This window comes from Rhodococcus opacus B4, from assembly GCF_000010805.1.
GTDB lineage: Bacteria > Actinomycetota > Actinomycetes > Mycobacteriales > Mycobacteriaceae > Rhodococcus_F > Rhodococcus_F opacus_C.
This window is the reverse complement of record NC_012522.1, coordinates 3,129,301-3,149,892: the sequence shown is the minus strand read 5'-3', so window position 1 is coordinate 3,149,892 and position 20,592 is coordinate 3,129,301. Positions and strand designations below refer to the sequence as shown.

At 68.5% G+C, this 20,592-nt stretch carries 22 protein-coding genes and 1 pseudogene; 14 read left to right on the top strand and 9 right to left on the bottom strand.

Annotation, left to right across the window (positions count from 1 at the left end; translation table 11 throughout):
- Positions 1–91 precede the first annotated feature (91 nt).
- The 3 genes from ROP_RS14500 (at position 92) to ROP_RS14490 (ending at position 2,451) form a co-directional block, all read left to right on the top strand.
- On the top strand, positions 92–427 hold the full coding sequence (locus tag ROP_RS14500) for a YciI family protein (protein WP_012690132.1): 336 nt from the start codon (positions 92–94) through the stop codon (positions 425–427).
- Positions 424–1,644 carry an RNA polymerase sigma factor gene (locus ROP_RS14495; protein WP_012690131.1) on the top strand — a complete coding sequence of 407 codons (1,221 nt, stop codon included), beginning with the start codon at positions 424–426 and terminating at the stop codon, positions 1,642–1,644. Before ROP_RS14500 ends, ROP_RS14495 begins: the two co-directional genes overlap by 4 nt.
- 93 nt (positions 1,645–1,737) lie before the next feature.
- The gene (locus ROP_RS14490) at positions 1,738–2,451 is read left to right on the top strand and encodes a DUF899 family protein (protein WP_012690130.1); all 714 of its coding nucleotides are present in this window, start codon (positions 1,738–1,740) and stop codon (positions 2,449–2,451) included.
- 21 nt (positions 2,452–2,472) lie between these two features.
- Here ROP_RS14490 and ROP_RS14485 read toward each other — a convergent pair whose 3' ends face one another.
- From ROP_RS14485 to ROP_RS14460, 6 genes are all read right to left on the bottom strand, one after another.
- On the bottom strand, positions 2,473–3,666 hold the full coding sequence (locus ROP_RS14485) for a cytochrome P450 (protein ID WP_050785207.1): 1,194 nt from the start codon (positions 3,664–3,666) through the stop codon (positions 2,473–2,475).
- Between the two features lie 80 nt (positions 3,667–3,746).
- Positions 3,747–4,592: a DUF4097 family beta strand repeat-containing protein gene (locus ROP_RS14480; protein ID WP_012690128.1), complete on the bottom strand. Its 846-nt coding sequence runs from the start codon at positions 4,590–4,592 to the stop codon at positions 3,747–3,749.
- A gap of 243 nt (positions 4,593–4,835) precedes the next feature.
- The gene (locus ROP_RS14475) at positions 4,836–5,129 is read right to left on the bottom strand and encodes a putative quinol monooxygenase (protein WP_012690127.1); all 294 of its coding nucleotides are present in this window, start codon (positions 5,127–5,129) and stop codon (positions 4,836–4,838) included.
- 237 nt (positions 5,130–5,366) lie between these two features.
- Positions 5,367–5,612: a hypothetical protein gene (locus tag ROP_RS14470; protein ID WP_043824761.1), complete on the bottom strand. Its 246-nt coding sequence runs from the start codon at positions 5,610–5,612 to the stop codon at positions 5,367–5,369.
- Positions 5,613–5,698: 86 nt separating this feature from the next.
- Complete coding sequence (locus ROP_RS14465; RefSeq protein ID WP_012690125.1) at positions 5,699–6,028, bottom strand: branched-chain amino acid transporter permease; 330 nt, start codon at positions 6,026–6,028, stop codon at positions 5,699–5,701.
- Positions 6,021–6,764, bottom strand: a complete 744-nt coding sequence (locus tag ROP_RS14460) for an AzlC family ABC transporter permease (RefSeq protein WP_012690124.1) — start codon at positions 6,762–6,764, stop codon at positions 6,021–6,023. The genes ROP_RS14465 and ROP_RS14460 overlap by 8 nt, the downstream gene beginning before the upstream one ends.
- 77 nt (positions 6,765–6,841) lie before the next feature.
- Between ROP_RS14460 and ROP_RS14455 the strand changes: the two genes are divergently transcribed.
- The 6 genes from ROP_RS14455 (at position 6,842) to ROP_RS14430 (ending at position 13,133) form a co-directional block, all read left to right on the top strand.
- Positions 6,842–7,282, top strand: coding sequence for an Lrp/AsnC family transcriptional regulator (locus tag ROP_RS14455; protein ID WP_012690123.1), 441 nt, complete (start codon positions 6,842–6,844; stop codon positions 7,280–7,282).
- A 49-nt stretch (positions 7,283–7,331) separates the two neighbouring features.
- Positions 7,332–8,306, top strand: a complete 975-nt coding sequence (locus ROP_RS14450; RefSeq protein WP_012690122.1) for an ERCC4 domain-containing protein — start codon at positions 7,332–7,334, stop codon at positions 8,304–8,306.
- 162 nt (positions 8,307–8,468) lie between these two features.
- Entirely contained in the window at positions 8,469–9,833 is a 1,365-nt protein-coding gene (locus ROP_RS14445; RefSeq protein WP_012690121.1) for a hemolysin family protein, read from the top strand.
- Positions 9,826–10,839 carry a hemolysin family protein gene (locus ROP_RS14440; RefSeq protein ID WP_012690120.1) on the top strand — a complete coding sequence of 338 codons (1,014 nt, stop codon included), beginning with the start codon at positions 9,826–9,828 and terminating at the stop codon, positions 10,837–10,839. The genes ROP_RS14445 and ROP_RS14440 overlap by 8 nt, the downstream gene beginning before the upstream one ends.
- A gap of 73 nt (positions 10,840–10,912) precedes the next feature.
- A complete protein-coding gene (locus tag ROP_RS14435) occupies positions 10,913–11,431 on the top strand; it encodes a hypothetical protein (RefSeq protein WP_043824758.1) in 519 nt (172 codons plus the stop codon).
- Between the two features lie 232 nt (positions 11,432–11,663).
- Positions 11,664–13,133, top strand: a complete 1,470-nt coding sequence (locus ROP_RS14430; protein ID WP_012690118.1) for a PepSY-associated TM helix domain-containing protein — start codon at positions 11,664–11,666, stop codon at positions 13,131–13,133.
- A 21-nt stretch (positions 13,134–13,154) separates the two neighbouring features.
- Here ROP_RS14430 and ROP_RS14425 read toward each other — a convergent pair whose 3' ends face one another.
- On the bottom strand, positions 13,155–13,823 hold the full coding sequence (locus tag ROP_RS14425) for an AIM24 family protein (RefSeq protein ID WP_012690117.1): 669 nt from the start codon (positions 13,821–13,823) through the stop codon (positions 13,155–13,157).
- A 21-nt stretch (positions 13,824–13,844) separates the two neighbouring features.
- Complete coding sequence (locus ROP_RS14420) at positions 13,845–14,312, bottom strand: Lrp/AsnC family transcriptional regulator (protein WP_012690116.1); 468 nt, start codon at positions 14,310–14,312, stop codon at positions 13,845–13,847.
- Positions 14,313–14,447: 135 nt separating this feature from the next.
- Here ROP_RS14420 and pdhA point away from each other — a divergent pair, with 135 nt between their 5' ends.
- The 5 genes from pdhA (at position 14,448) to ROP_RS14395 (ending at position 19,683) form a co-directional block, all read left to right on the top strand.
- Positions 14,448–15,584 (top strand): pyruvate dehydrogenase (acetyl-transferring) E1 component subunit alpha, encoded by a 1,137-nt coding sequence (gene pdhA / locus ROP_RS14415; RefSeq protein ID WP_043824756.1) that lies wholly within the window; start codon positions 14,448–14,450, stop codon positions 15,582–15,584.
- 4 nt (positions 15,585–15,588) lie between these two features.
- Positions 15,589–16,593 carry an alpha-ketoacid dehydrogenase subunit beta gene (locus tag ROP_RS14410; RefSeq protein WP_012690114.1) on the top strand — a complete coding sequence of 335 codons (1,005 nt, stop codon included), beginning with the start codon at positions 15,589–15,591 and terminating at the stop codon, positions 16,591–16,593.
- Positions 16,590–17,819, top strand: a complete 1,230-nt coding sequence (locus ROP_RS14405; protein ID WP_012690113.1) for a dihydrolipoamide acetyltransferase family protein — start codon at positions 16,590–16,592, stop codon at positions 17,817–17,819. The genes ROP_RS14410 and ROP_RS14405 overlap by 4 nt, the downstream gene beginning before the upstream one ends.
- Positions 17,819–19,195, top strand: a complete 1,377-nt coding sequence (gene lpdA, locus ROP_RS14400) for a dihydrolipoyl dehydrogenase (protein ID WP_012690112.1) — start codon at positions 17,819–17,821, stop codon at positions 19,193–19,195. The genes ROP_RS14405 and lpdA overlap by 1 nt, the downstream gene beginning before the upstream one ends.
- Before the next feature lie 71 nt (positions 19,196–19,266).
- Positions 19,267–19,683, top strand: a complete 417-nt coding sequence (locus ROP_RS14395; protein WP_012690111.1) for a TIGR03667 family PPOX class F420-dependent oxidoreductase — start codon at positions 19,267–19,269, stop codon at positions 19,681–19,683.
- Between the two features lie 167 nt (positions 19,684–19,850).
- Here the strand turns inward: ROP_RS14395 and ROP_RS40705 are convergent.
- Positions 19,851–20,375: pseudogene (locus ROP_RS40705) on the bottom strand (wax ester/triacylglycerol synthase domain-containing protein); the annotation flags it as partial.
- Positions 20,376–20,592 lie beyond the last annotated feature (217 nt).

Below are 20,592 nucleotides of genomic sequence, written 5' to 3'. Positions count from 1 at the left end.
CTACCGTCGCCGACGCCGCGCGGGGAGCAAACGGCGGGTACCCCGCCCGATCCGGTGACCGTGGTGCCACCGGTCGGGCAAGATCGGAGGGATGAAGTACGTGCTGCTGATCTGCGACGACGAGTCGGTATCGCCGTCGAACGAGGAGCTCGAGGCAGACCCCGTGCATCAGGCGTGGTGGGCCGATGTACAGCGACGTGGGGGTCTGCTCGTCGGCCAGCGGTTGCGGCCGGTGGTGGATGCGACGACGGTCCGGGTCCGCGACGGCGAGACTCTGGTGTCGGATGGGCCGTTCGCCGAGACGAAGGACTTCGTCGGTGGATTCGTGGTGGTCGACTGCGCGAACCTGGACGAGGCGATCGCGATCGCTGCGGGTCATCCCTACGCGCGCTGGGGCGGCGTCGAGATCCGCCCTGTGTGGGAATGACGTCGTCCGGGAACCGAGTCCGTGCGGCGGTCGATGCGGCGTTCCGGGACGAGTGGGGGCAGGTCGTTGCGACCCTCATCGGGTTGACGGGGGATTGGGACCTGGCCGAGGACTGCGCGCAGGACGCGTTCGCCTACGCGTTGACGAGCTGGGCGCGCGACGGCGTTCCGCGACGCCCCGGTGCGTGGCTGACCACGACGGCCCGCAACCGCGCGATCGACCGGCTGCGCCGCGACGCCGCGGGTAAGGGCAAGGTCCGCCAGCTCGCCGTGCTGGCCCGCGACCCGGATGAGCTGCCGCACGACGAGATCCCCGACGAGCGGCTGCGACTGATCTTCACTTGCTGCCATCCGGCGCTGCCGTTCCCGGCGCGGGTCGCGCTCACCCTGCGGACGTTGGCCGGTTTGAGCACCGCCGAGATCGCGCGGGCCTTCCTGACCGCCGAATCTACGTTGGCGCAGCGTCTCGTCCGCGCGAAACGGAAGATCCGGGAGGCGGGGATCCCGTACCGGGTACCGCCCGTCGAATTGCTCCCACAGCGACTGACCGCCGTCCTGGCGGTGCTCTACCTGATCTTCAATCAGGGCTACGACGAGGACAACGGAGAAAGAGCCCTGACCGCCGAGGCTATCCGCCTCGCCCGGCTCCTGGTCCGGCTGATGCCCCGGGAATCCGAGCCGAAAGGTCTGCTCGCGCTGATGCTGCTGCACGAGGCACGGCGCGCGACGCGCACCGACGAGGGTGTGCTGGTCACCCTGGAGAACCAGGACCGGTCTCGATGGGACCGGACGCTGATCGCCGAGGGAGTGGCAGCCCTCGACCGGGCGCTGGCGACGGGACGAGCCGGCGCCTACCAGGTGCAGGCCGCCATCGCCGCCTGCCACGTCACTGCGCCCGACGCGGCAAGCACGGACTGGCCGCAGATCGCGGCCCTCTACACCGAGTTGGCGCGATTGTCGCCGTCCCCGGTCGTGGATCTCAACCACGCCGTTGCGGTCGCGATGGCCGACGGCATCCCGGCCGGCCTGGCCCTGGTCGACGAGATCGCGGCCTCCGGCCGGCTCGACCACTACCACCTGCTGCCGGCGACCCGCGCCGACCTGCTCCGCCGGGCCGGCCGTGCCGACGAGGCCAGGGCGGCGTACGAGCAGGCCCTGCAGCTGGCGCCGACCGACGCCGAGCGTCGCTACCTGACCGGCCGCCTGCGCGAGCTCTGACAAATCTCGAGATTCTTCGCAATAGGTGTCGATCGCGGACGGCATCTTTCGTCGGTTGGTTGAAAGCCCACCTGGATGAAAAGGAGACCTGTTGTGAACACCGACACGACCCCACCGGCACCATCCGTCACCGACCAGGCCACCTACCAGGCCGAACTGGACGCGTTGCGGGTGCGGGAGAAGGCGCACACCCATGAAGGCGACGCGATCGCGGCGGCCCGGCGGCGACTGCCGATGGTCGAGGTAGACCCCACCATCACCCTCGTCGGCGCGGACGGGCCGGTCCCGCTGCTCGATGTGTTCGAAGGCCGCAGCCAACTGATCGCGTATTTCCACATGTGGCACGCCGACCAGCCCGTGGCGGAACAGTGCGAGGGGTGCACGTTCTTCAACGGCCAGGTGCGCGAGCTGTCGTACCTGCACTCCCGCGACGTCACGTACGCCACGCTGTGCCAGGGACCGTACGACGTGAGCGTCCGCTACCGCGACTTCATGGGCTGGGACATCCCCTGGTACTCCGCGCAGGACGCGGCGGATGCCCTGCTCGGCGACCGTCAACGGTCCCCGGCGCCGCTGGTCTGCTATCTGCGGCAGGACCGCAGAGTGTTCGAGACGTTCTGGACCAGTGGCCGTGGCCTGGAACCGATGGCTCCGACGTACGGGCTCCTCGATATGACCGCGTACGGCCGGCAGGAATCGTGGGAAGACTCGCCCGCCGGGTGGCCGCAGCGGTGGGAGCGCCGCACCAGGGACATCATGCGCACCGACGGACGGCCCACCGCGCAGTGGTCCAGGCTGCACCCGTGAGTACTTATCAACCGCCCGACGTTAATAAGTACTCACGGGCTGGAGGCACACCGGAAGGCTATGGACCCCATAGATGTTCATGTCGGTCTTGAGTTTCACCTCGCCCGCCGGGACGGCGAGCTCGAGGGCCGGGAAGCGGCGCAGCAGTCCCGCGAAGCCGGCGCGCATCTCGAGGCGGGCCAGTTGCTGGCCCAGGCACAGGTGGACGCCGTGACCGAAGGACAGGTGACCGCGGGCCTTGCGGTGGAGGTCGAGGGTGTCGGGGTTGTCGAAATGCCGGGGGTCGCGGTTGGCGGCCAGCAAGGAGACGACGACGGTCGATCCCTGCCCGATCGTTTCGCCGCCGAGTTCGATGTCTTCCGTGGCGTAGCGATAGAAGATGTCGGCGACGGCCAGGTAGCGCATGAGTTCCTCGACGGCATTGGGCATCAGCTCGGGGTCGGCGCGGAGCTCGGCCAGCTGCTCGGGGTGCTCCAGGAGCGCGAAGGCACCCAGTGCCAGCATGTTGGCGGTCGTCTCGTGGCCCGCGAGCAGCAGCAGGAACGCGATGCCGATCAATTCCTCGATGGTGAGGTCGTCGTCGCGGGCCAGGTCGGACAGGATGTCCTCGCCGGGCGTGACGCGTTTGAGCGCGACCAGTTCGGCCAGGTACGTGGTCAGTGCGCCGTACGCGGCCATCTTCTCGTCGAGCGCCTGGTCCTTGACCAGGAACTTGGCTGTGTTGACCTGGAAAGTGTCCCGGTCCGCGTAGGGGACGCCGAGCAGTTCGCAGATCACCAGTGACGGCACCGGCAGCGCGAACTCCTGGACCAGGTCGACCGGCGGAGTCAGGCGCGCCATCTCGTCCAGTTGCCGCTCGACGATGTCGGCGATGTGCTCTTCGAGTTGCTTCATGCGTCGCACGGTGAAGGCGCCGGTGAGCTTGCGCCGCAACCGGGTGTGGTCCGGCGGGTCCATCGCGATGAACAGCCCCGGCACCTGCGGGGACGGCTCGGTGGCGGCGGGCATGCCGGGCGTCTCGTACGGCACGTGGACAATGCCGAGATCCGAGCGGGAGCTGAACCGGGTGTCGGCGAGGAGCTGGCGGACCGCGTCGTAGCCGGTGACGAGCCAGCCCTCGTGACCGTCCGGGAAGATCAGGGGACTGACAGGTCGAGCGTCGCGCAGCCGGGTGATGTCGCCGGGCGGGTCGAACGGGCCCGCATCGCGCTCCATGGGGAGGCCGTGCGGGACGGAAACGGTGTGGGTTTGCTTGACGGTCACAGGTTTTCCCTTTCTCCAGAGCCGGAAGTGGATCAGGAACGGCGGATCGTGATGCCGCCGAACGAGGTGTGCGCGCGCACCTCGGCGGTCCTGTCGGACGCGGCGGGCCGGGCGATGTCGTCCAGCAGGTTGTGCACCCGCCCGAACTTGGACTTCACGTCCAGCCGTGCGGCGGTGCCCTCGGCGATGCCGATTTCCAGGTCGCCCATCGCGGTCCCGACGTCGACCGAGCCGTGGGCCACCTCGGCGATGCGGATGCTGCCGTTGGCCGTCCTCGCCTCGACATCTGCGCCGGCGCGGTCGACGGAGATGGCGCCGTTCGCCGAGCGCACCCGGACGTCCCCGGCGACCGCGTCGATCGTGGTGTCGCCGTTGGAGTTCTTGACGACCACGGAGCCCGCGGACTCGCCGATGCGGATCTCCCCGGAGCCTGTGCGGATCTCGGCATCGCCCGCGACGCCGTCCGCGGAGACGTCACCGGCCGCGGTCTTCACGCGCAGGGGGCCGGTCCGCTCGAGCCGGACGTTGCCGGCGGCGGTCCTGAACGTGCACTCCCCGAGCCGGCCCGTGCCGCTGACGTCTCCTACCTGCAATGAACCGGATAGTCGTGAACCGCTGGGCAATTCGATGGACACGTTCACCGAACTGGTCTTGCGGGAGAAGTCGAAGGCGCGCGCTTTCGGTCCCGTGACCTGAAGAACGCCGTCCGCGTAATTGACGTGGACCTGTCGGGCGGCCCGGACGTCCGAGTCGTCGGATGTGTCGCTCGGGTGCACGTCGACGACGGTGTCGGTCCGGTCGCTCGCGGTGATCCACAAATTCCCGACGCCGAGGCCGATCGTAACGGAAATCGGTTCGGGTGTATCGAAATTGGGCATGGCGGTCCCTTCGTCGTGGGTAGGTGACACGTCCCGCAGATCAGGGACGTGGCGGAGAGGGATGCACGGCGTCGGCCGCGCTCGGCTCAGCAGGCGGTGCGGTCGCGATGTCTCACATACGAGATCAAGTGCATGGCACCACTATGGCACCACGATGGCACCAGCGCAAGACCGGGATGGCTCACGCTGGGTGTGGAGCGGCACCACGGAGTGGATTGGCTGCCGGATCGCGACCCCGCGCGATCATTCGCCGAACAACGCCCTCTCGTCCGCGACGTCGTACTCGGCTACCGACGCCGCGAGCATCGCCGCGCCCTGCTCGTCGCTGGGACCGCTGCTGCGGAACGCGTCGACCGCGGCCTGCGACTCCCAGCGCTCGAAGATGTTGATGCGGCCGGGGTCGATCAGGTCGGCCGAGATGGCGAAGTCGAGGCAGCCGTCCGCGCCGCGCGCCTGTTCGACGACGCTCACGCAGCCCGCGAGGTAGGACTCGCGCTGCTGCGGTTCGACGGTGATGTGCCCTGCGACGATGACCATGGGTTCGCGCTCCTCGTTCGTGGTCGGACGCGTGTTCCGGAATTCGGGCGGTCGCCGGGGGCGCGGAATATCTCCGAGGACGGTACTGTTGAACGCGTCGACGGTGTCGGACATACCCCGGGTACCACATTAAAATTGTCGCCGAGAGCGACCACTTGCCGAGAGGCGATATGACGGCACCGTCGCAGAAGCCGCCGGCACCTTCGGGTGCCGGCGGTTTTCGTTGTGCGGTGGACCCTACTGGTCCTTCTTGTCCTTCCCGAGGCGCGCGGCGAGCATCGCCTTGCCCAGATCGCCGCCCTTCCGGCTCACGGCCTGGGCGCGGCGGAAGAAGTCGGCCAACTCGGCGTCGCCGTCCATGTCGGCGTCGGAGATGTAGCCCTCGAGACGCAGAGCGTTGCTCAGTGACGCTTCGACGAACCAGATCAGGTTGTAGTCCTTGTCCCGTAGTCCCGTCACCGAACCGGCTTCTTGTTCACTCATCAGTGCGTCCTTCCCGAGAAACGGCCGACTGTCTTGTGGTTTCTGCCTACCCGTGAGGTTCATCGTAAACGTGAGGCGCGCCGGGCTCAGGCGAATGCCCAGTTCATCAGGACGACGTACAGGCCGGTCCCGACGACGATGGAGAGCACCGCGTTCTTGCGCCACAGGTGCACCGCGGCCGTCGCCGCCACCGCGATCAGCTCGGGGATCCCGTGCGACGGGGCGGTGACGGAGACGTTCTTCAGCGAGTACGCCACCAGGATCAGCATGATCCCGGCGGGCATGTACACACCCAGGTAGCCGATGAGCGCGGACGACCGCAGCGGCATGACGATCGCGAACGGGACCGCCCGCAGGGCGAAGGTGACCACCGCCATGATCGCGACGGCGGCGACGATGTAACCGGCGTCAGGCATCGGTGGGCACCTTTCTCCGGGTGACGTGGTATCGGACGACGAGCAGGCTCACGAATGCGCCCATCGCGATCGGCAGCATGTGCTCGGCGTCGACGAGTCGCGCGATCAGGGCGCACGACACGGCGATCGCGGGAACCGCGAAACCGCTCTGCGCCCGGACCGCCTCGATGGACAGCACGACGAACAGTGCGGTCAGTGCGAAGTCGAGTCCGACGATGTTCTCCGGGATCCACTGCGCTGCAGTCGCTCCGAGGATCGCCCCACCGATCCAGTAGGCGTGGAGATACAACTGCGAGTACACCATGACCCGGCCGGTCATCGACCTCCGGTCGCCGGTCACCGACATGGCGTACGCCTCGTCGGTCAGCGCGAACATGCTGTAGAACCGGGCGAGCCGGCCCTTGACCCTGTCGAGGGGAAAGCTCAAGGCGTAGAACACGTGCCGGAAGTTCACCAGCAGCGCGGTCAGCGCGATGTAGGGGAGCGGAGTCAGGGTGGCCACCATGCCGACCGCGATGAATTCGAGGGAACCGGCGTAGATCAGTGACGTGAAGACCATCGCCCACCAGGGGTTGAGGCCCTGCTGGACCACGAGCACCCCGAGGGCGATCCCCAGCGGTACCAGCCCGATTCCGACGGGCAGGGACGCCTGCAGGGCTCGACGCCATTCCGGGCTGTGCCGGCGGTCGTGGTCGACGACGGCGGTCGTCGAAAAGGAGGCTGGATCGATCACCACGCAAATCTATAGCAACTCGACCGGTGCGCGATTGCGGTCGAATGCCCACAACTTGCCCTGTGCGCAATAATATTGCGATGGACGACATCGATCACGCAATTCTGGACCACCTGCGCAATGACTCCAGTCTGACCAACACCGAGTTGGCGGATCTCGTGGGTCTGACTCCCTCCCCGTGCCTGCGCAGGGTCAAGAAGCTGGAGGCGGACGGGGTCATCACCGGCTACCGCGCCATCGTCAGCGACGAAGCGCTCGATCGGGGATTCCAGGTGATCGTCACCGCCGAGATCGGCGTCAACGACCAGGCGACCATCGAGCAGTTCGAGTCCCGGGTCGCCGCCTTCGACGAGGTGATCGAATGCCGGAGGCTGTTCGGGATTCCCGACTACTTCATCCGGGTCGCGGTCCGCGACCTTGCGACGTACGAGAACTTCATGGCCACCAAGCTCAGCGGACTGCCGGCGGTGTCGCGGGTGACGTCGCTGATCACGATGAAGACCATCAAGAGCGCCGACTGACCGGAGGCGAATCGGGTGTGCGCCACGCCCGGTCCCTTATTCTGGCGATATGCCCGACGACCTGCTGATCGCGCGGAATCCGGAAGTTGGCTCGACGCTTCCCTATCTGGTGCGGGTTCCGCTGGGCCCGGGCGGCATCGTGGTCAAGGCGAGGCAGCCCTGGCCCCGCGAATCCAAGGTGTACTGCCACCGGGCCGACGAGTGGCCCGCCGACGCCGAGATCCTCGAGCGGCTCCAGGTTCGGTCGTGCACCCGGCGAGGCCCCGCGATCGACCTGGTGCTCACCCGCGCCCGGGAGAACCGCTCTCAGCTGGTCATGACCCGTGCGCGGGGCCGGGAGATGATCTTCTGGCAGTCGCCGCGCACTGCCAAGCAGGCGCGGCCCGCCGTCACGGTGCCGACGGCACGGGCTCACGGCCGCGTACTCGACATCGTCGTCGACACCGCCGAAAAGTACCCGTACACATTCGGGAAGCAGCAGGCGAGCACGGTGCGGCGACGGCTGTCCGCGGGAGACTACGCGGTCGAGGTCGGCGACGAGATCGTGGCGGTGGTGGAACGCAAGACGCTCGAGGATCTTGCGGCGAGCCTGCTGTCCGGGCGGATGACGTACGCGGCGGCCGAGTTGAGCGCACTGCCCCGGGCGGCCGTGGTGGTCGAGGACCGGTACAGCCGACTGTTCAAGCTCGAACACGTCAGCGGCGCCAAGGTCGCGGAGGCGCTCGCCGAATTGCAGGCCCGGTTTCCGGCGCTGCCGGTGACGTTCTGCGAGACGCGGCAATTGGGGCAGGAATGGACGTATCGATGGCTGGGTGCCTGCCTGCACGAGTGGGAATCCGCGCGGGCGACGACTGATCTCGAAACGACGTTCGCGACGGCGCCTCCCGTGGTGCCCGCGGACGTGGACGCGCCGCGCCCCGGGGTCGTCCGAGCCTGGGCGCGGGCTCAGGGTATCGAGGTGTCGGAGAAGGGGCGGATCCCGGCATCGGTGATGCGGGCGTTCTCGGCAGCCCACGCGGTGTGAGACCGCGCACCCGTCTCCCGCAAAGGTAAAGAGTCCTTTACTATGGGTGGCTCATCCCCCTCCTGCAGAGAGAGCCATGACCAGCGCTTCGCGCCCCCGAAGACCCAGCCCGCCCCAGCGTGACCCCCGCAGCACAGAACGCACGGCGCGGGTGAACGCACGATGACCCTCCTGAGCATCTTCCTCGGCGCGGCCGTCGTAATACTGATCACCGCCCTGACCGGCTATTTCGTCGCGCAGGAATTCGCGTACATGTCGGTCGACCGCTCGCGGCTCAAAGCGCGGGCAGAGGCGGGAGACGTCGGAGCGGCCCGCGCCCTCGCCGTCACCCGCCGCACGTCGTTCATGCTGTCCGGCGCCCAACTCGGCATCACCGTCACCGGCCTGCTCGTCGGATATGTCGCCGAACCCCTGATCGGGCGCGGCCTCGGCGAGCTTCTCGGCGGCGTCGGCATCCCGACCGCGGTCGGGATCGGTGTCGGTGCCGTCCTCGCCGTCCTGTTCTCCACCTTCGTCCAGATGCTGTTCGGTGAGCTCTTCCCGAAGAACCTGGCGATCGCGCGCCCCGAACCGGTGGCAAGGTGGCTCGCGCTGTCGACCACCGTCTACCTGAAGCTCTTCGGCTGGTTGATCTGGTTGTTCGACCAGTCGTCGAACCTGCTGCTCCGCGCGCTGCGGATCGAGCCGGTGCACGACGTCGAACACTCGGCGACCGCGCGGGACCTCGAGCACATCGTCGCCGAGTCCCGCGACGCCGGTGAGCTGCCGCGGGAACTGTCGACCCTCCTCGACCGGATCCTCGACTTCCCCACCCGCACTGCCGGGCACGCCATGATTCCCCGCGCCCACGTCGACACCGTCCGGGCCGACGAACCCCTGAGCAGCGTTCTCGAGAAGATGGGCGCCGGCCACACCCGCTATCCCGTCGTCGGGACCTCCTCCGACGACCTGCGCGGCGTCATCCACCTCCACGACCTTCTCGGCGAAGGGCCCGACGGGGCGGCCGCGTCCCGGGCCCGGACGGCCGTCGTCGTGCCGACGTCGCTGCCGCTGCCCGACGTGCTGGACCAGCTGACGGCGGCCGGGGACGAGATGGCCCTCGTCGTCGACGAGTACGGCGGTTTCGCCGGCGTCGTCACGATCGAGGATCTCGCGGAGGAACTCGTCGGTGAGATCGCCGACGAACATGATCCCGACGGTGACGCGTCGGTGACGGGCTCGGAGTCGGAGGGCTGGACGATGCCCGGCGAACTGCACCTCGACGAGGTGGAGCGGGTGCTCGGGCACGACCTCCCATCCGGTGACGTCGAAACGCTCGCGGGCGCCGTCGTCGCGGAGTTCGGTGGTCTCCCCGTCGTCGGGGACGTCGTCGCGATCCGGTTGAACCCGGATCCGGCCGACCTGATCACCGACGCCGGCCCACCCGTCCGCAGCCTCGTCGCCGAGGTGCGGGCGGTCGACAAGCACGTTCCGTCCTCGCTGTTCGTGAGGCTCCGCGTCCTGGAAAGTGACACGACCGATGAGTAATCCCTGGGTCGTCGTGGTGGTCACCGTCGGGTTGATCGCGGCGAGCGCGTTCTTCGTGGCGATCGAGTTCGCGCTGATCGCCGCCCGCCGCCACCGGCTCGAGGACGCCGCCCCCACCAGCCGGGCGGCGCGGGCCGCCCTGCGCAGCGCGTCCGAGCTGTCGGTGTTGCTGGCCGGATCCCAGCTGGGCATCACCGTGTGCACGCTCGCGCTCGGTGCCGTCACGAAACCGGCCGTGCATCACTGGCTCACCCCGGCGTTCGAGGGGTGGGGTGCCCCGCTGTGGCTGGCGGACGTCCTCGGATTCGTCCTCGCCCTGATCATCGTCACGTTCCTGCACCTCGTCGTCGGCGAGATGGCACCGAAGTCGTGGGCGATCGCGCACCCGGAGAAGTCGGCGACCCTGCTGGCGATCCCGATGCGCGGGTTCATGTGGGCCACCCGCCCGCTGCTGCTGGTGCTGAACCAGATGGCGAACCGCTGCCTGCGACTGTTCGGCGTCGAACCGGTCGACCAGGTCGGGACGGGCCAGGACCCCGATGCGCTGCGTCACCTCGTCGAGCACTCCGCGACCGTCGGCACGCTCGACGAGCGGTACCACGGCCGGCTGACCGGTGCCCTGGAACTCGAATCGCTCGCCGTGCGGGACATGGTGCGGCCGAACACCTCCCCGAGCAGTGTCGCGCCGGACGCGACGGTGTCGGAGATCAAGGCGGCCGCGGATCGTAGCGGTCACCTGCGCCTGCTCGTGCGCGACGAGGACGGGATCCGCGGTGTGGTGCACGCGCGGGACAGCCTCCGGGCCGGCGCCGCGGTGACGGCCGCCGACCTGATGCGCCCGGTGCTGACCCTCGACGCGGACGCCGCCGTGTACGCGGCGTTGCACACGATGCGCGAGACCCGCAGCCATCTCGCGATCGTCACCGACGACGGGCAGCTGATCGGGGTCGTCACGCTGACGGACGTCCTCGCGCGCCTGCGTCCGGCGGCGGGGGCGCCCGCCTGACCGGTGGTGGACGCCCGCGCCCGGCCTTCGTGCCGGGCGCCGGAGGCGGTACCCTCGCGGGGTGAATTCACGGATGGATGTGGTCGCGCAGGTGCGCGGCTCCGTCGTGGGTTCACTGTCCGGCGCGGTCAGCGTCGCCGCGCACGGCGTCGCCGGCGGCGGAATGCCTCCGAGCGACGGTTCGGTGGTGCTGCTTCTCGCGGCGTGCGCCGCGGTCGGCGCGTCGGTCGCCGCCGTCCGGGTGGCCAGCCGCGAATGGTTGTTCGTGCTGTCGGTGCTCGCAGCGGGCCAGCTGATCGGTCACACCACGCTGGCATTGGCGGCCGATCATGCGCACGGCCTGGGACTGTCCACTCCGATGATCGCCGCGCACATCGCTGCCATTGCGGTGGCCGCGGTGCTGGTCCGGTCGGCCGAACGCGCCTGTCTGCGGGCCCTGGCGGCGTTGTCGCGCATCGTTCTCGCCGTCCTGGCCCCGTTGCAGGTCGATACCGGCACCTGGTCGGCGACCCCGGTGTACCGCGCGAAGCTGTCCTTGTGGCTGCTGGTCGCCGCGGGCGCCGGCACCCGCGGACCACCCGCGCTCGTCTAGTCGACCCCTTTCTTCACCGCCGTCCCCGGCACGCGCACCTCAGTCGTGTGAGTCGCCTGGTCCGGCGTGTCCCCACTCGGCGTCGGACGGCTCCCACGCGAGCCGCGGTGCCGACCCCTCCCGAGTCGGTGCGTCCCCGACGTGTCACCTCGAGTTGCCGGCGCACGCTTCCCGTGCGCCGCCTCGAGGGCGCTGGGTGCCCCGCCTCACCCGAACTCGAATCGAGATCTTCGTGTCCGTCCCTGAGCTCGAACGCGACAAACCGGTCGCGCCCGCCCCGTCCTCCCCGGCGTCGAAAGACTCCTCGCCGCCGCGCAGTTTCCGGCCACTGATCCTTCGCCTGCACTTCTACGCGGGGATTCTGGTGGCACCGTTCCTGGTGATCGCTGCCGTCAGCGGCGGCCTCTACGCCCTCGCGCCGTCCGTCGAGCAGCTCGTCTACCGCGACTACCTGCACGTCGACTCGACCGGCCCCGACCTTCCGATGTCCGAACAGGTGCGAGCCGCGCAGCAGGTTCGACCCGATCTCGCCGTTGCGGCGGTGCGCCCCGCGACGGAACCGGGTCAGACGACGCAGGTGCTGTTCACCGACCCCGGGCTGGGCGAATCCGAACGCCTCGCGGTCTTCGTCGATCCGGCCACCGCGCAGTCGAAGGGCGAACTGGTGGTGTACGGCAGCAGCGGGGCGCTGCCGATGCGGACCTGGATTTCGCAGTTGCACCGGCACCTGCACCTCGGTGAGCCCGGACGTATCTACAGTGAGCTCGCCGCGTCGTGGCTGTGGGTCATCGCGCTCGGCGGCGTGTACCTGTGGGTCCAGCGGTACCGCACGATCCGGGCCCGGAACGCGGAGGCCGCCAGGCTGTGGACGCTCGACCGGTCGAGCCGGGGCCGCAATCGCACCCTGAGCTGGCACGGAGTGGTCGGCATCTGGATCGCGGCCGGTCTGGTGTTCCTCTCGGCGACGGGCCTGACCTGGTCGCGGTACGCGGGGGAGAACGTCGGCGAACTCCGCTCCGCCCTGAGCTGGACCACTCCCAAGATCGACAAGACACTGGACTCGGCGCCGAACACCGGCGCGGCAGCATCGGGCGGTCACGACGGGCACGGCGCGGGGCACACCCCCACGTCGGATCCGGGAATCCTCGACAGCAACGTCGGCGAACTCGACACCGTCCTCGACGTGGCCCGGCGCAGCGGCGTCACCGGTGCCGTCGAGGCAACCGTTCCCGCAGACGCCGGCACCGCGTTCACGGTCACCCAGACCCGCCAACCGTGGCAGTTCTCGACCGACTCGATCGCCGTCGACGGGGCCACGGGCACGGTGACGGACGTGTCGCGTTTCGCCGACTGGCCGCTCGCCGCGAAGCTGACGTCCTGGGGCATCGCGCTGCACATGGGTCTGCTGTTCGGACTGCTCAACCAGCTGATCCTGGCAGCTCTCGCGGTGGCGTTGCTCGCCGTGATCGTCCGCGGCTACGTTCTCTGGTGGCGGCGCAGGCCCACCCGCGGCACCGCCCGGGCGGTGGGCAGGCCGCCGGCGCGGGGCACCTGGCGTCGAATCCACCCGGTCGCGGCCGTGACCGGAGTCGCGTGCGCCGTCCTCGTCGGCTGGTTCGTCCCGCTGCTCGGGGTCAGCCTGCTCGCGTTCCTGCTCGTCGACGTCGCGGCCGGTGCCGTCGGCCGTACCCGGGCCGGGTGATCGAAGGGGGCACCCGCGCGGTCACGGCTTGGGAACCGGGTGCCCCTCCGACGCCTGCACGACGACGATGCCGTTTCCGGTGAGGCACAACTGGTACGCCTCACCGGATCCGCGGCCGATCGCGGCGGCCATCTTCGCGGTCTTGCGGATGGTCGACTGCAGGCCGGTCGACCACAGCACCGCGCTCTGCATGTCGACGTAGGTGGGGGTGTCGACGTTCAGGACGACGGGAGTGCCGTAGACGGTGACGGCGAGAACACCCCGCCCGGTGAACGTCGTGTTGAACAGCCCGCCGCTGAGCATCGACGCGCCCTCGGCGCGGTTGATGTCCCAACTCAGGGAACTGTCGAACGCGAGGACGTTGGAACCGTTGACGGTCACCGACTCGTCCTCGAGTTCGAGCAGGAAGATCTCGTCGGCGTCGCGGGCGAGGAACACGTCGCCGCTGCCGGACACCTTCATCAGCGACATTCCCTCACCGGTGAGCGCCTTCTTGAAGAACTTCCCGACGCCGCCGCTGCCCTGGTAGGCGAAGTCGACGTCACCCTGGTACGCGACCATCGCTCCTTGCCGGGCGAAGAAGTGGCCACCGGTTCCGGCCAAGTCCACCTTGAGCATTCGCGGGTTCTGCAACACGAAGGTGCCCGGCTCGCCGTTGCGTTCGGCGTTCTTCATCAGGTCGCTGCGCATGACGAAATCCTATCGGCTCCGTCAACGAACCCATTCCGGCCCGGGCCCGCTGGCTTCCTCGAAAATCAGCCACGTCTTGGTTGCCTGCACACCCTCGAGGCTCTGCAACCGCTCGAGGACGACATGACGCAGTGCGCTGTTGTCCGGTGCGCGGACGAGGACGAGAACGTCGAAATCGCCGCCCAGTAACGAGAAGTGCTCGACGAACGGCAGCGTCCGCAGCTGGGTGGAGATTCCCCGCCACGAGTCCTGCCTGATCGACAGGGCGATGAACGCGGACGAGCCCAGCCCCGCCTTCGAGTGCGAGATGCGGGTGGTGAAACCCTCGATGATCCCGGCTTCCTGCAACCGCTCGATGCGGACGTACGCGTGGGCGCGGGAGATGTGGGCCTTCTCCGCCAGCGCCCGCATCGAGATGCGGCTGTCGGCGACGAGTTCCTTGATGATGCGTCGGTCGATCGCGTCGAGTTCGTACGTGCCCTCGGCCATCTGTCCATCCCTGCTGTGGTCGCTCACACTCCGGTGAGACATTCTGCCCCCGATGAGCCGATCTTAGGCCATTTGTCTCTGATTCCTGCCATTCGTTGTCGATAGGTCACTCAGTTGCGAGCATTGACGGACACAATGCATCTGGAGGTAGACGTGACGCTCGTAGAGCCGCCCCTGGCGAGGCCGTATCGGAAGTTTCTTCCCGCCGAGAGTGCGGTGCAGTATCTGGACTCGGCGGGCGGGCTCACGGAGAGCGAGGCCCGGTACCCGAGGCCGAGCGACGACCGCCTGGTGGAGATGCACCGGAACATGGTGCTGGGCAGGCGCTTCGATCAACAGGCGACGGCCCTGACCAAGCAGGGCCGGCTCGCGGTGTATCCGTCCTCACGTGGCCAGGAGGCCTGCCAGATCGCGGCGGCGATGAGCCTGCGCCCCGGCGACTGGATGTTCCCGACTTATCGCGACTCGGTGGCGCTCGCCGCCCGCGGCATCGACCCGGTCGAGATCCTGAGCATGCTCTCCGGCGACTGGCACTGCGGCTACGACCCCGCCGCCCATCGCAGCGCACCCCAGTGCACCCCGCTCGCCACCCAGTTGCTGCACGCGACCGGTGTGGCGTACGGCGAACATCGCCGGGGCCGGGACACGATCGCGCTGGCGTTCTGCGGCGACGGCGCGACCAGCGAGGGCGACTTCCACGAGGCCCTGAACTTCGCCGCCGTGTTCAAGGCACCGGTGGTGTTTCTGGTACAGAACAACGGCTTCGCGATCAGCGTGCCGCTGGCCCGGCAGAGCGCCGCACCGACGTTGGCGCACAAGGGTGTCGGCTACGGCATCGGGTCAGAGCAGGTCGACGGCAACGACCCCGTCGCCATGCTCGCGGTGATGGACGAGGCCGCGAGATTCGTCCGTGCCGGTAACGGCCCGGTCATCGTCGAGGCCCACACCTACCGGATCGATGCGCACACCAACGCCGACGACGCCACCCGCTACCGCGATTCGTCCGAGGTCGAGCAGTGGCTCGGCCGCGACCCGCTGGCGCGGCTGGAGAAGTACCTGCGGGGCAGGGGACTTCTCGACGACGCGTCCGCGGCCGCCCTCACGGCGGAGGCGGAGAGTGCCGCGGCCGAACTGCGGGCGGGTATGAACGTCGACCGCGTCGCCGACCCGATGGATCTGTTCCGGTACGTCTTCGCCGAGCAGACACCGCAACTTCGAGAGCAGCAAGCGCAGGCGGAAGCCGAACTGGCCGCCGAGTCCGAGGAGAACTGACACCGTGCCCACGATCACCATGGCCCAGGCCCTGAACACCGCACTGCGCGATGCGCTCGCCGCGGACGAGAACGTCGTCGTCTTCGGCGAGGACGTCGGCACCCTCGGCGGCGTCTTCCGCGTCACCGACGGACTCACCCGCGACTTCGGCGACGACCGGTGCTTCGACACCCCGCTCGCCGAATCCGGCATCATCGGCTTCGCGATCGGCATGGCGATGGCCGGGTTCAAGCCGGTCGTCGAAATGCAGTTCGACGCATTCGCCTACCCGGCGTTCGAGCAGATCGTCTCCCACGTCGCGAAGATCCGGAACCGCACCAAGGGTGCGCTGTCGGTGCCGATCGTCATCCGGATCCCGTTCGCCGGCGGCATCGGCGGCGTCGAGCATCACTGCGACTCCAGCGAAGGCTATTACGCCCACACTCCGGGCCTGAAGGTAGTGGCCCCGTCCACCGTCGAGGATGCCTACACTTTGCTGCGCGCGGCGATCGACGACCCGGACCCGGTGATCTTCCTGGAGCCGAAACGGCTGTACTTCTCCCGCGCCGACGTCGACCTCGCGGTGGGAGCGCCGCTCGGGCGGGCCGCGGTTCGCCGTGCCGGCCGGGACGCGACCCTCGTCGCCTACGGGCCGTCGGTGAGCGTCGCGCTCGAATCGGCCGAGGCCGCCGCGGCGGAGGGCCACGACCTCGAGGTGATCGACCTGCGGTCGATCGTGCCGTTCGACGACGAGACCGTCATGGCGTCGGTCCGCAAGACCGGCCGGTGCATCGTCATTCAGGAGGCGCAGGGATTCGCCGGCGTCGGCGCCGAGATCGCCGCCCGTGTTCAGGAACGCTGCTTCCATCACCTGCATGCGCCGGTGCTGCGGGTCAGCGGGTTCGACATTCCGTATCCGGCACCGAAACTCGAACGCCTCCACCTGCCGAGCGTCGACCGCGTCCTCGACAGCGTCGATCGGTTGCAGTGGAACGATTCCGCCGACACCCGTTGGGCGGTGACCGCATGAGCAACCAGGTCTTCCTGCTCCCCGACCTCGGCGAGGGACTGACCGAGGCCGACATCGCCGAATGGCGAGTGAAGGTCGGCGACACCGTCACCATCGACCAGGTGGTCGTCGAGGTCGAGACCGCGAAGGCCGCGGTCGAGGTGCCGATCCCCTTCGAGGGCAAGGTGATCTCCCTGCACGGCGACGAAGGCTCGACGCTGCAGGTGGGCACCCCGCTGATCACCGTCAGCGGAACTCCCGCCGCGCACGAGCAGTACCGCGAGGAAGAACGAGCCGGCTCGGGCAATGTCCTCATCGGCTACGGCACCAGCGAGGACACCCGGCAGCGGCGTCGGCGTGTGCAGCGTCCCGAGGTCACGCCGACACCGAGGTCCACGGGCGGCGTGCGCGTGATCTCGCCGATCGTGCGGAACCTGGCTCTGGACAACGCCATAGACCTGACCACGCTGACAGCCACTGGACCGGGCGAGGTGATCACCCGTGCCGACGTCGAGCGGGCACTCACCACCACACCCGGTGGCAAGACCGGTGACGCGCAGCGGATTCCGATCAAGGGCCTGCGGAAGGCGGTCGCCGACAAGCTGTCGACGAGCCGCCGCGAAATTCCGGACGCGACGACGTGGGTGGATGTCGACGCCACCGATCTTCTCGCCGCCCGCCGCGCGATCAACGCCGCACTGCCCGAAGACGACAAGGTCGGTCTGATGGCACTGCTCGCGCGCCTGGCCCTCGCCGCGCTGAAGCAGTACCCGGAACTGAACTCGACCGTCGACACCGCACGCAACGAGATCGTCCGGTACGGTCACGTCCATCTCGGCATCGCGGCGCAAACCCCACGTGGGCTGGTGGTACCGGTGATCGAGAACGCCGACGCGCTCACGACCGTCGAACTCGCGAGGCAGCTACATGATACGACGTCACTCGCGAGAGAGGGCACGCTTCCGCCGCCGCGGCTGAGCGGGGGCACGTTCACCCTCAACAACTACGGCGTGTTCGGTGTCGACGGCTCGACCCCGATCATCAACCATCCCGAGGCCGCGATCCTCGGTGTCGGTCGTATCGTCGACAAACCGTGGGTCGTGGACGGGCAGTTGGCTGTCCGGAAGGTCACCCAGGTGTCGCTGAGTTTCGATCACCGGGTGTGCGACGGCGGCGTCGCGGGCGGATTCCTGCGATCGTTCGCCGACTACATCGAGACACCGATCACCGTGCTGGGGAGGCTCTGATGACCGAGACGCACAGCGACGTCCTGATCCTGGGCGGTGGTTCCGGCGGCTACGCCTGCGCCTTCCGGGCCGCGCAACTCGGGCTGTCGGTCACGCTGATCGAGGCCGACAAGGTCGGCGGCACCTGCCTCCACCGGGGCTGCATCCCCACCAAGGCGCTGTTGCATTCCGCGGAGGTCGCCGACACCGCCCGCACGGGTGCGGCTTTCGGTGTGCGCATGACGTTCGACGGCATCGACCTCGGCGCGGTACACCAGTACAAGAACGACACGGTCGACCGGCTGTACCGGGGGCTGCAGGGGCTCGTCGCGCAACACAGGATCTCGCTCGTGCCCGGGCACGGAAGGTATGTCGGAGACCGGACGATCGAGGTGGACGGTGTCCGCCACACCGGGACGTCGTCGGTGGTGCTGGCCACCGGGTCGTACGTCCGGACGGTGCCGTCCCTCGAACTCGGTGAGCGCATTGTCACCAGCGACGACGCACTGAACCTCGGGTTCGTCCCGAAGAAGGCCGTCGTCCTCGGCGGCGGGGTGATCGGTGTGGAATTCGCTAGCGTCTGGGCGTCGTTCGGCGCCGAGGTGACCGTGGTCGAGGCGTTGCCCCGCCTGGTCGCGGCCGAGGATCCGTGGTGCTCGAAGCACCTCGAGCGCGCGTTCCGCAAGCGCGGCATCACTGCCCGCACGGGCGCGAGGGTCGAGTCGGCGAAGGAATCCGCGGACGGGGTTCTCGTCGAACTCTCGGGCGGTGAGACCCTCGACGCCGATGTCCTGCTCATTGCCGTGGGGCGCGGACCGCGCACCGCCGACAGCGGATTCGCCGAGAACGGCATCACCCTCGACCGCGGGTTCGTCGTCACCGACGAGCGGCTGCGCACCCACGTCGACGGCGTGTATGCCGTCGGCGACATCGTGGACGGACTTCAGTTGGCGCACCGCGGTTTCCAGCACGGTGTCTTCGTTGCCGAGGAGATCGCCGGTCTCGCACCCGTTCCCGTGGCGGAGCATCTCGTACCGCGGGTGACGTACTCGCACCCGGAGGTCGCGTCCGTCGGCCTCACCGAGGACGCGGCCCGGGAACGGTACGGCGACGCGACGTCCGCCGTGTACGACCTCGCCGGCAACGGCAAGAGCCAGATCCTGCGAACGTCGGGCGGGATCAAGGTCGTGCGGGCCGGGGACACCGGGCCGGTGGTGGGGGTGCACATGGTCGGCGACCGCGTCGGCGAACTCATCGGCGAAGCGCAACTGACCGTCGCGTGGGAGGCGCTGCCCACCGACGTCGCGCCGTTCGTCCACGCGCACCCCACACAGAACGAGGCACTGGGCGAGGCGATGCTCGCATTGTCGGGGAAGCCGCTGCATACGCACGGGTGAGCGCGCGGGAAGATCGCGCCCTGCCCCACGGTTGATATCGGTTGATACCGGAAACGACACAGGAGTACGCAATGACTCTTTCAGCGTCCGCGATCACAGAATCCGTCGCCGAGCGCCTGGCCCGCGAAACCGTCGTGTGGTTGACGACCGTCGGTCGCACCGGCGCGCCGGTTCCCACCCCGGTGTGGTTCGAGTGGTCGGGCACCGAGTTCCTGATCTTCAGCCAACCGGCCACCGCCAAGCTTGCGAATATCGAGAAGAATCCGCAGGTCGCGCTCAATTTCAACAGCAGCGCGCACGGTGGTGAGGTGTCGGTGTTCACTGGGAAGGCGCACGTCGACCCGGACGGTCCCACGGCAGAGGAGTGGGCGGCATACGTCGAGAAGTACCGCGGGGACATGGCCGGTCTGGACTACACGCCCGAGAGGTTCCGGCAGGACTACGCGACGCTCATCCGCGTCGCCCCGGACCGGTTGCGCGGCTGGTAGCCACTTCGGCTGAAATGTCCAGCAGTGTCCCGGCCCGGGATCTTCGTCAATCGACGGTTCCGTTGTCTTGGCGTACTGCGAATCCGACTGCACTGGAGTGTGTTCCGAGACATCAGCTTCCAGCAGCGTGTTCGAGTGCGCGTGGCCCACCCTGCTGACGCGCCGCCCGGGCGAGAGTGCTGCCACGGCGCGCGCATGCGCGCTCGTCCGGGTTCTCGCTGAGTGCGCGGCGCACCATCGTCATCGCGCTGACGCCGTCCGCGACGGCGTGGTGGATTTTGGTGTAGGTCGCGTACCGTCCGTCGCGCAATCCCTCGATCAGGTGGATCTCCCACAGCGGTCGGCTGCGATCGAGCGGGGTGCTGTGCAGACGAGAGCACAGGGCCAGCAATTGCGCTTCCTCTCCGGGCTCGGCCAGGGCGTCGTGGCGGACGTGATGCCCGAGGTCGATGCGCGTGTCCGATTCCCAGCCCCACTGACCCAGCGAGCCCACGATCGCCTGGCCCGTCTACCCAGTCTCGAGGCCACGTCCTGATCGGTGTCGGTGAGCGCGGCGTCGAGCAGCGCTCGCATATCCCGCGCATCGGCCCCCTCCGAGGCTGGAAATCTGCACGCCCACCTACATGCATCGGATGCTCACGAGACTCTCCGAGCAGAAACATCGAATCCAGCGGCGACATGGGAAGCAACATGCGATGACCTTTCGGACCTCGAGCCGAAGACCGATCAGGGTCCAATCGTGCTGGAAAACAGTTGGGGTAGTGCGTTTCTCGCACCACATCAGGGTGCGTCTTCCGTGCCGCCGACGGCCACCGTCCGATGAATTCTTCGCGATATCCATACGTATGAGCGGTTCCGGGCCGACCCCGCGGCCGCTCGTCATGCGCGCAGGCGCGGACCTCGGTGCGC